The organism is Halorussus litoreus (assembly GCF_003382685.1).
Taxonomy (GTDB): domain Archaea; phylum Halobacteriota; class Halobacteria; order Halobacteriales; family Haladaptataceae; genus Halorussus; species Halorussus litoreus.
Genome location: NZ_QLVG01000044.1, coordinates 52,790 through 61,940, shown reverse-complemented (window position 1 = coordinate 61,940; position 9,151 = coordinate 52,790). Strand labels below are relative to the sequence as shown.

The 9,151-nt window shown below is 66.8% G+C and carries 10 protein-coding genes; 5 read left to right on the top strand and 5 right to left on the bottom strand.

The window, feature by feature from the left end; translation table 11 throughout:
* Positions 1–137: 137 nt before the first annotated feature.
* Positions 138–689: an N-acetyltransferase family protein gene (locus tag DPQ64_RS13610; protein ID WP_368276114.1), complete on the bottom strand. Its 552-nt coding sequence runs from the start codon at positions 687–689 to the stop codon at positions 138–140.
* Positions 690–820: 131 nt separating this feature from the next.
* Here DPQ64_RS13610 and DPQ64_RS13605 point away from each other — a divergent pair, with 131 nt between their 5' ends.
* Positions 821–1,135: an MTH1187 family thiamine-binding protein gene (locus DPQ64_RS13605; RefSeq protein ID WP_115864860.1), complete on the top strand. Its 315-nt coding sequence runs from the start codon at positions 821–823 to the stop codon at positions 1,133–1,135.
* A 35-nt stretch (positions 1,136–1,170) separates the two neighbouring features.
* Here DPQ64_RS13605 and DPQ64_RS13600 read toward each other — a convergent pair whose 3' ends face one another.
* Positions 1,171–2,418 (bottom strand): CaiB/BaiF CoA transferase family protein, encoded by a 1,248-nt coding sequence (locus tag DPQ64_RS13600; RefSeq protein ID WP_115864859.1) that lies wholly within the window; start codon positions 2,416–2,418, stop codon positions 1,171–1,173.
* Positions 2,419–3,140: 722 nt separating this feature from the next.
* Between DPQ64_RS13600 and mch the strand changes: the two genes are divergently transcribed.
* The 4 genes from mch to DPQ64_RS19815 all read left to right on the top strand — a co-directional run bounded on the left by mch (position 3,141) and on the right by DPQ64_RS19815 (position 5,336).
* On the top strand, positions 3,141–4,073 hold the full coding sequence (gene mch / locus DPQ64_RS13595; protein WP_115864858.1) for a methenyltetrahydromethanopterin cyclohydrolase: 933 nt from the start codon (positions 3,141–3,143) through the stop codon (positions 4,071–4,073).
* 17 nt (positions 4,074–4,090) lie between these two features.
* A complete protein-coding gene (locus tag DPQ64_RS13590) occupies positions 4,091–4,579 on the top strand; it encodes a hypothetical protein (RefSeq protein ID WP_115864857.1) in 489 nt (162 codons plus the stop codon).
* Positions 4,580–4,719: 140 nt separating this feature from the next.
* Positions 4,720–5,190, top strand: coding sequence for a hypothetical protein (locus DPQ64_RS13585; protein ID WP_115864856.1), 471 nt, complete (start codon positions 4,720–4,722; stop codon positions 5,188–5,190).
* A 23-nt stretch (positions 5,191–5,213) separates the two neighbouring features.
* On the top strand, positions 5,214–5,336 hold the full coding sequence (locus DPQ64_RS19815) for a hypothetical protein (protein ID WP_269814485.1): 123 nt from the start codon (positions 5,214–5,216) through the stop codon (positions 5,334–5,336).
* A 29-nt stretch (positions 5,337–5,365) separates the two neighbouring features.
* Here DPQ64_RS19815 and DPQ64_RS13580 read toward each other — a convergent pair whose 3' ends face one another.
* The 3 genes from DPQ64_RS13580 to DPQ64_RS13570 form a co-directional block, all read right to left on the bottom strand.
* Complete coding sequence (locus tag DPQ64_RS13580) at positions 5,366–6,202, bottom strand: RAD55 family ATPase (protein WP_115864855.1); 837 nt, start codon at positions 6,200–6,202, stop codon at positions 5,366–5,368.
* 677 nt (positions 6,203–6,879) lie between these two features.
* Positions 6,880–7,863 carry a beta-ribofuranosylaminobenzene 5'-phosphate synthase family protein gene (locus DPQ64_RS13575; RefSeq protein ID WP_115864854.1) on the bottom strand — a complete coding sequence of 328 codons (984 nt, stop codon included), beginning with the start codon at positions 7,861–7,863 and terminating at the stop codon, positions 6,880–6,882.
* Between the two features lie 131 nt (positions 7,864–7,994).
* Entirely contained in the window at positions 7,995–8,954 is a 960-nt protein-coding gene (locus DPQ64_RS13570) for a glycosyltransferase (protein WP_115864853.1), read from the bottom strand.
* Between the last annotated feature and the right edge of the window lie 197 nt (positions 8,955–9,151).

Here is a 9,151-nt window from a genome sequence, read left to right as displayed (position 1 = left end):
GCCGACCCGCTGGCGGGTCGGCCCGCGCGCTCGCCGCCGGACCGGTGGTCAGTTATCGGTCCCTGCGTCAGTAGTCGGCCCTTACGTCAGTAGTCGGCCCTTACGTCAGTAGTCGGCCCTTGCGTCAGTAGTTGGCCCTACTCCAGTTTCCGCGCGACCATCTCGCCCCAGTGCTCGAAGCCGTGTCGCTCGTAGAACGCCCCGGCGCGGTCGTTCTCGCGGTCCACGTCGAGCACCAGCCGGTCGAGCGGGAGGTCCTGTCCCTCGGCGACCGCGATTGCGGCGTCCATCAGGTCGTCGGCGACGCCGGTGCCGCGATGCTCGGGCCGGACGTAGATCTCGTTCAGCACCGCGGCGTCCCAGATCATCGCGAGCTGCTGGGGCAGGACGAACGCGTAGCCCGCGAGCGACGGGGCGTCGTCTTCGTCGTCCGATTCCGATTCGTTCGTTTCCGCGACGGTCACGCATCGGGGGTCGTGCTTCGTGCACCAGAACACCCAGTCGAGGTAGCGCTCGGCGTACTCGTCGGTCAGCTTCGCCTCGTACTCGGCCTGCTTGTCGTCGCCGCCCGTGCCGGAGCCCAGCCCCAGTTCGAAACCGCGCTTGAGGTCCCATAGCTCCTCGGCGTCGCGTTCGGGGTCGTAGGGTCGAGTTCGCAAGGCTGCGTCGTCCGTCGACTCGTCGGTCATGGTCGTCGATTGGGCGGCGCGCGTGTTAGCGATTGCGCACTGGGAGTCCGGTGACCGACCGTCCGGAGATAACTGGACCATCCAGAGACGACCAAACGCCAAAGAGTGCGGAGGCCAACTCTCCACTCGCAATGACTGTTATCGCGCTCCTGAGCGTCGCACCGGTGATCGAGGGCAGCATGGCCGACGAGGTGGCGAAGGCGGTCGCCGCGCTCGACGACTTCGACGTGTCCTACGAGACCAACCCGATGGGCACCGTGATCGAGGCCGACACCGCGGGCGAGCTGTTCGCCGCGGCGCAGGCCGCCCACGAGGCGGTCGACGGCGACCGCGTGAGTACCGTGCTGAAGATCGACGACAAGCGGGCGCGCGACCAGCGCGCCGGGGAGAAAGTCGAGGCGGTCGAAGAGGCGCTGGGACGGGAGGCCAAGCGCGAGCGGGAGTGAGCAGAACCGATTGCGAGCGCAAGAGGGAGTGACCGTTACTCCGACTCCCCGAACGCCCCCTCCGAAACCAGTTCGTCGATTTCGTCCTCGGAGTAGCCGGCTTCTCGGAGCACGTCGCGGTTGTGCTCGCCGAGGCGGGGCGGCGGCGACCGGAACCCGCTCTCGGCTCCGCGGAATTTCAGCGGATGCTCGATGACAGGGATGGGTCCGCGGCCGCCTTCTCCGTCCTCGCCGTCCTCGCCGTCCTCGTCCCCGCTCTCGACTTCGAGTTCAGTCACGGTCCCGCGGGCTTCGACCTGCGGGTTCGACAGCGCCTCGTCGACCTCGTACACCGGGCCAGCGGGGATGCCGGCCTCCTCGACCAGGATCTCCATCCACTCGTCGGTCGTCTTCGCGGCGAGCTCGGCCTCGATCTCGGCTTCGAGTTCGTCCATCTGCTCGACCCGGTCGGCGTTGGTCTCGAACCGCGACTCGGCGGGCAGGTCCGGCCGGTCGATGGCCTCGCAGAACCCCCGCCAGAGCTTCTGGTTGAGGCAGGCCACGTTGAGGTAGCCGTCCGCGGTCTCGAACGTCTGGTAGGGGGCGAGCACGGGGTCCTTGGTGCCCATGCGCTCGGGGTGCTCGCCCGCGAACACCTTGCCGGCCTGCTTGGTCAGCCACGGCAGCGCCGAGTCGAGCATCCCGAGGTCGATGTACTCGCCCTCGCCCGTCCGCTCGCGCTTGTAGAGCGCGTTCACGATGCCGAACCCCGCCCACATCGCGGTGATGAGGTCGGTCTGGGGCAGTCCGACCTTGACCGGGCGGCCGTCGGCCTCGCCGGTCACGCTCATGATGCCGCTCATTCCCTGGACGAGCAGGTCGTAGCCCGGTCGCTCGCGCCACGGGCCGGTCTGGCCGAACGCCGAGATGGCGCAGTAGATCACGTCCTCGTTGCGCTCGCGGATCGCGTCGTAGTCCACGCCCAACTTCTCGGCGGTGCCGGGCCGGTAGTTCTGAACGAACACGTCGGCCTCCTCGGCGAGGTAGTAGATCGCCTCGCGGCCCGCCTCGGTGGTGAGGTCGAGTTCTATCGAGCGCTTGTCGTAGTTGACGGTCCAGAAGTACGGCGACTCGCCGTCGACGAACGGCGGCCCGGAGTGGCGGTTGTCGTCGCCCACGCCGGGTCGCTCGACCTTGATCACGTCCGCGCCCTGATTCGCCAGCATCAGGGTCGCGAACCCGCCGGTGACGAACGTCGTGAGGTCCAGCACCGTCACGTCAGAGAGGATTCGGTCGTCGGTCATCGTCTCTACCCAGACGCGACCGGCTACTATTTGTTCCGACTCCGGTGGTTCTTCTTGCGAGGATTCGGAATCGGGTTCGAGGAGATTTCAGGTTCGCGTGTGGTTCAGCGGTGGTCTCGGTTCGACGGTCCACCGGCGCACACTCAATTGTCATGCATCCCGGCGTGCGCTAACCTCTCTATTCCACACCGGCGCGCGCTGGCGCGACCTCGTGTCGCGCCAAACCGCGCGAGGGACGAGTAGCGTGGTTCGAGAGAGCGAAGCTCTCTCGTCATCCCGAAAATCTGGATTTTCGGAGACAACGAAGCGAGCAACGCAGGAGGCTGGGGAAGTGTGAGGCTGCGTTGCTGTCGCGGCTGCGGTTCTCATATGTCGAGGCAGTAGCTAGCTTCATCCTCCTGAAACAGATGTGGACAGTACGGAGAAGCTAGCTACTGCTTGAGCCTAGGCGTGACCGCATCCGCACAGCACCGCAACCGCGACCGCAACCTCGTCCTCCCCCAACCGCTTGCGGTCCTCGGCCTCCGCTACGCTCCGGCCTGCGGTCCTCAGCCCTCGCACGCTTTGGCGCGAGATCAACTCGCGCCAGCGCGCGCCGACCGCAGTCGGAAGAGAAATCAGCGCGTACCGGGGAAAAGCGAAAATCAGCGCACGCTACGCTCGTCCGTCACTACTCACTGCGACTGATAAACTGTTTACCGTGCGACGCCCAACCCTCGCGCATGGATAGTCTCAATCGGAACGCCTTGGAACTCGCCGACGAGGCGCTCGACTTCGCCGAAGAGCTGGATATCGGCGCACGCGAACTCGACAACGGAGCGACCGTCCTCGACTTCGGCCACGAGTTCGAGGGCGGCGTCGAGGCCGGACTCCTGCTGGCCGAGATGCAGACCGCCGGACTCGCCACGGTCCAGACCCGGATGGACGAGATCGCGGGCGCGCCGCTCCAGCACGTCGAACTCACGAGCGACCACCCCGCGCTCGCGCTGCTCTGCTCGCAGAAGGCCGGCTGGGAGGTCACCACCGACGACTTCGAGGGGCTGGGCAGCGGTCCCGCCCGCGCGCTCGTTGCCGAGGAGGAGGAGTTCGCCCGCGTGGGCTACGAGGACGTCTCGGAGTTCGGCGTGCTGGCGCTCGAAAGCGACGACTACCCGACCGCGAGCGTGGCCGAACACGTCGCGGACCTCGCGGGCGTCGAGCCCAGCAGCGTCTTCCTCCCGTCGGTCCCGACCGCCAGCGTCGCCGGGAGCGTGAGCGTGGCCGCTCGCGCCGCCGAGATGGCGACGTTCCGGCTCTCGGAACTCGGCTACGACCCGCTCGACGTGGTCAGCGTCACTGGTTCGGCTCCGGTCGCGCCGGTCGCCGGCGACGAGGAGGCCGCCATCGCGCGGACCAACGACGCGCTGGCGTACGGCGGGCAGGTCCATCTGACGGTCCGCGAGGAGTTCGACCGCTTCGAGGAGATCGTCTCGACCGCGAACGACGAGTACGGCACCCACTTCGCCGACATCTTCGAGTCGGTCGACTGGGACTTCTACGAGGTCGACGAGAGCGTGTTCGCGCCGGCACAGGCGACCGTCAACGTGATCGGCGGCGACACTCACGTCGTGGGCGAGCGCGACGAGGAACTGCTGGCCGAGAGCTTCGGCTTCTGAAATCGAGGACGCCACGCATGCAGTTCAAACTGGTTCCGGAACCCCCCGCCGACCTCGACTTCGTGGCCGACGCCCAGCGCGCGGTCCCGCTCGTACCGGGCAGCGAGGACGACTGCTGTGCCCGCCTGCTCGACCGGACCGACCTGACGAGTCGGGACGACGCCAGAACGTGGCTGACGTTCCTCCGGGCACTAGGGCTGGCCGAGGAGCAGTCCTCGGGCTTCACCAGGACGCGACGGGACCCCGACCCGGAGTTCCTGCGCGAGCGATTTCGGGACCACGTCTTCGGCGTTCCGGCGGTGCTGGAGATTCTGAACGCGGCCGAGGGGCCGCTGTCGAGTGGGGAGGTGTTCGACGAGTTCAAGAGTGAGGTGCCGACGTGGGAACACCACAAGAATCCGAACTCGTGGGAAGAGATCTGGAGCGAGCGCGTGGGGTATCTGCTGGACTGGGCAGTGCTGTTGGGATTGGTCGAGGAAGTTGACGGGGAGTACGCGGTCGAGTGATTCCGTTGCACTACTCGAACGCTGTAAAACGTCCGAGTACTTCCGGATTACAACTCCACTTCAGCTCCTCCAACCCCATTTCATGGATCGGTACAGTGTCGATATAAATTATTTTAACATCATAGGATACATCCACTACTATGGCTGGCGACTGGCCCGACAAACGCCGGGAGGTAACCTACACTGAGGCTCGGGCAGTCATCGACGCGCAGAACGCCACAATGACCGACATCGACGACAAGGCAATGCGAACCGTGCGGTTGAACGCAGTCCTACTCGGATTACTTGTCACAGGACTACAATTCGCACCAGATATGTTTCACAACACCACTATCAAAGTAGCGTTCGGACTTCTCATCAGTTCGACGGTGTTCGGCATCATCACTTACAACGAATCGAACCTCTATGTAGGGCCACAGGGCGGGTACATCGAAGATCTAGCTGGAGACGATTTTTCGAATCCACCGTGGGAGGAGGATTTGCTAGAAATGATGGCTGGAATGATAGCCGAAAACTACGACGACGTCCGACGAAACTCCCATTGGTTGACTGCCACGCAGATTGCGCTGGTTCTCGGTATCGGCACGGCCGTTGTAGCCGTAGTTATTTAAGCCAAAAGGGCGTACGTTCTGGTATGAGTGCTGAGAGCCGAAAGAAAGCCAAGGAAAATGGTCAGAAGAGCGGGAAGGGCTCGGAAATCGTCTCCAAAGCTATCAGCAAGGTAACTAGCGGTGGCGACGAGGACGAAGACGAGTAATCGATTCTATTCCCAACTACCGAACCGATTCACCGAATCTTCCGCACGTTGCTGATGTCGAACCCGCCGTCGTGGATCTCCGTGTCGAACCGAATAATATCTTCAGCCTCCAGTCGCGACAGCACGCCGCGGAACTCCCGGACGAACATCACGCGGTCGCGCTCGTTGCCGCCTGTCTCCCACTCGAAGGCGAGGGTGCCGTCGGCCGCGCCCATCAGGCTCCCCATCTGCTGGTCGGTCATCGCCTCCTGGCTCACCAGCACGAGGATGAGGCCGTCCCACGCCCGCGAGGCCTTCTGGAGGCCCTTGACGAGCAGGGTGATGTCGCTCCAGTCGAGGTGCTCGCTGGGCGCGCGGGCGAGGTCGGTCAGCGAGTCGATGACGACGAGGTTCCCGGAAGCGTGCTCGTTGAGGTACTCGCCCAGCGCCTCCAGCACGCCCCGGCGGCCGTCGCCCTTCCCGAGGTCCGTGATGGTCTGGGTCTTGCGGGTGTACCACTCCCGCGGGATGGCCGACAGCTGGAAGTACTCCTGACTGAAGTCCGCGAACTCGACGGGCGAGACGCCCGCGCGGACGATCTCCTCGCTCATCGTGAACTCGAACTCCCGGCGGAGTTCGTCCCCGCTCGCGGTGAACGACACGTAGTGGACGCCCTCCGGGACGGCCGCGCGGTCGGACACCTCGCCGTAGTGGAGCTCGAACTGGTCGGGGTCGGCGTGGGCCAGCCCGTTGATGGTCGCCGCGGTGTAGCAGAACTCGCGGGCACCGGCACCGGCGTCGCCCGCCAGCAGGACCACGCTTCCGGGCGGGGCACCGCCGCCGATGATGTCGTCGAGCCGAGAGACGCCGAAGGGGAGTCGATCCATCGCTTCTCGTTCGGTGGGTCACAATCTGGGTGCTTGGGTCTTTCGTCTGTGGAAGTTCGAGACTGGCTCGTCGGATGGCGAACCGTCGAGGAATCCACGAGATTGATTTCCCGCTCTGGCGCGCGCGAGGGAGTGAGGAGGCTGGGGAGATGTGAGGCTTGCTGTCGCGGTTGCGGTGCGGTCCCGGTTCTCCTATGTTGAGGCAGTAGCTAGTCAGAATACGCCGACAAAGCAGAGGGCAACACGAAGCTAGCTACCTTCGAGGCACGTGAGAAGCCGCAGCCTCACACCTCCCCAGCCTCCTCGTTCGCTCCTTGCAGTCGCTCACTCGTTGCTCGCACGCGCCGGGTCAAACATAAATCCTCGAAAGGCACAACAGAAGCAGTTATATTTCGAATACGAATATTCAAATACGAGAGCGCGACGAAACAGGACTGGACGCCTCGTGCGGTCACGCGAGCGGTGCGCGGCGCGGAGCGCCGCGGTAGGTGTGCGGCGGAGCCGCGAGCCAGCGAGTGTGACCGCGGAAGACCTGGGTTGGCTTCCGGCGGTTGCGAGCAGGTCGCTGGCGAGTCAGTCAGCGCCGCCGACTCCGGGTACACCGTCCCGGGCCAACGGCGACCCGACGCACCCCGTGACCGCCAGTCCGACGACCCCGAGAGGGCTGTGCCAACCCGTCAGCGTTCGACTTCAGCACCCCGATTCCGGGGGCGGGCGACCAGCACCTCGCCGTCGACGGACGCCCCCACGAGCGCCGCGTGTGCGGCCTCACGGGCGGCGTCCGCTCGATCCGCAGTGGTCACGCCGTACACCGCGGGGCCCCACGAGGACTGGCCAGCGCCGGCTATCGCGGGCGAGTCCGAGAGTCGCGAGACGATGCGGCCGACCGGCGGGCGGTAGACGCCGCCCTGCTCGTCGGCGTACCACGCGCCGTTGAGGCGGCCGACCTCCGCGACGGCCGCGCCGAACGCCGCGTGGTCGCGCCCGGCTATCGCCGGGAGCACGCGCCGGGCGACCACCGCGGCGATCTCGTCGGCGAGCGCCGGGTCCGCGCGCTCGACCACCGACCGCATGCTTTCGTCCTCGCCCTCGCCGCTCCGGCCCGGCTTCGCGTCGGGAAGAACGACGACGAATCGCCAGTCGTCGGGCACCGCGTGGCGGGCCGCGACCGGCGGGACCGACCACTCGCCGCGGGGCGGCCGGTCGGCTGTGAACCGCTCGGTCGGGTGGCCGGCGTCGAGGACGAAACCGCCGGACTCGAACGCCGCCACCCCGACGCCGCTCCGACCGCCGCGGCCGAGTTTCGGAGCGCGCTCGCGGACCCGCGGCTCGCGGTCGTGAGCGCGCGCGACCGCGGCGAGGACGGTCAGCGCCAGCTGGGTCCCGCTCCCGAGTCCGACGTGCCGGGGCAGGGTCCGCTCGACCGTCACGTGCACACCGGGAACGTCGAGGAGGTCGACCGCGCGCCGAGTGTACTCCTCGGCCGCGGCGTGCTCGCTGCTCGGGTCGGGTTCGCAGTGGACTCTCGCCGCGGACTCGGCAGTCACGACGACGCGGGGCTCGTCGAGCGCCACCCCGAGCGAGCCGTAAAGGCGCTCGTGGGCCAGCGAGAGGTTCTGGAAGCCGAAGTGGAGCCGCGCTCCGACCGCAACCCGTGCCATGAGTGGCGTTCGAACCGTCGGGGGTTGCGGGTTCCGATAGTGGCAACAATGTCAGGCGTCTCAGCAGTCGCGCTGTCGGATGCCCCGCCGAACGCGACGCTCGTCCGGGCCAGTCAGACGAGCCGCCAGACTCAGACGAGTTCCGAGAGGACGTGGTCCGCGACGTGCTCGGTCCCGTTGTCGTGGTCGGGTTCGCGCGGCGGATGGCGGATCGCCCGCGCGACGTGGGCGATGGAGTGTTCGATCTGGAACCCCCGAACCCCGCGGCGTTCGAGCACGCGGGTGACGCCGTGCTGCTCGTCGGTGAACGGGTAGACCACGCACGGCGTGCCCGCCACCGCGGCCTCCATCACGGTCGAGTAGCCCGAGCAGACCACTACGTCGGCGGCTCGAATCCACGGCAGGAGGGCGGGCACCGGCTCCCAGCCGTCGTCGCCCACCAGCGTCACCTCGCGACCCTCGGTCCGGAGCGTCTCGGCGAGCACGTCGAAGTTCGCCGAGTAGACGCTCGGGACGACCAGCACGCCGATCTCCTCGTCGGGCGGCGGGCAGTCCGCCGAATCGAGCGCGATGGGCGGCACGTGGGTCACGCCCGGCGGGTCGCCCTCGTCGGGCGGCCACACCGCGGGATAGAGGAACGACCTGGCAGCGCCGAGCTGGTAGCGGTTCAGCAGCCACGTGAACACCTGCTCGACGGCCGCGTCGTAGTAGGAGGCGGCGTTGTGCGTGACGACGTACAGCGGCGTCCCGGTCAGCGACGCCGCCATCGCGCCGAACATGTCGTCGGTCACCAGCGCGGCGGGCTCGACCCGGCGGAGCCAGCGCACGAAGTCGAACACGCGCTTGCTGCTGTACGGCAGACTCCTGGTGAGGACCCTCCCGACCGAGCCCTGCTGGTAGTCGCCGATGTAGTCGACCGGCGCGGCCCGGAACACGTCGTAGCCGTTGTGCTCGATGAACCGCGACCCCGGGCCGCCGCCCGCGAGGACGACCTCCGCACCTTCGGCTTCGAAGGCTTGGGCCACCGCGAGCATCCGGGTGGCGTGGCCAGCGCCTTCCGGGTAGTGGGCGACGGCGACCGTCAGGTCCATGCGGGTCTTTCGACCGCCGCCCGAAAAGTATGTTCTCATTCTAGGATTTCCGCGGTCGACTGCTGGCGGCTCAGTGATGTCGACTGCTGGCGGCTCAGTGATGTCGACTACTGGCGGTCCATCGCGGCCGTCGGTTGCGCCGTCCGACAGCAGCGTCTGTTCGAGGGGGTAACTTAAGCCGCTCCACTCCGAGTCCC

What these genes read in the sequence shown, in the direction of transcription:
- DPQ64_RS13575 (WP_115864854.1), bottom strand. Translation starts at nt 7,863, where the DNA reads ATGGCACGGGTTGCGGTCGGAGCGCGGCTCCACTTCGGCTTCCAGAAC.
- mch (WP_115864858.1), top strand. Translation starts at nt 3,141, where the DNA reads ATGGATAGTCTCAATCGGAACGCCTTGGAACTCGCCGACGAGGCGCTC.
- DPQ64_RS13570 (WP_115864853.1), bottom strand. Translation starts at nt 8,954, where the DNA reads ATGGACCTGACGGTCGCCGTCGCCCACTACCCGGAAGGCGCTGGCCAC.
- DPQ64_RS13605 (WP_115864860.1), top strand. Translation starts at nt 821, where the DNA reads ATGACTGTTATCGCGCTCCTGAGCGTCGCACCGGTGATCGAGGGCAGC.
- DPQ64_RS19815 (WP_269814485.1), top strand. Translation starts at nt 5,214, where the DNA reads ATGAGTGCTGAGAGCCGAAAGAAAGCCAAGGAAAATGGTCAGAAGAGC.
- DPQ64_RS13585 (WP_115864856.1), top strand. Translation starts at nt 4,720, where the DNA reads ATGGCTGGCGACTGGCCCGACAAACGCCGGGAGGTAACCTACACTGAG.
- DPQ64_RS13580 (WP_115864855.1), bottom strand. Translation starts at nt 6,202, where the DNA reads ATGGATCGACTCCCCTTCGGCGTCTCTCGGCTCGACGACATCATCGGC.
- DPQ64_RS13610 (WP_368276114.1), bottom strand. Translation starts at nt 689, where the DNA reads ATGACCGACGAGTCGACGGACGACGCAGCCTTGCGAACTCGACCCTAC.
- DPQ64_RS13590 (WP_115864857.1), top strand. Translation starts at nt 4,091, where the DNA reads ATGCAGTTCAAACTGGTTCCGGAACCCCCCGCCGACCTCGACTTCGTG.
- DPQ64_RS13600 (WP_115864859.1), bottom strand. Translation starts at nt 2,418, where the DNA reads ATGACCGACGACCGAATCCTCTCTGACGTGACGGTGCTGGACCTCACG.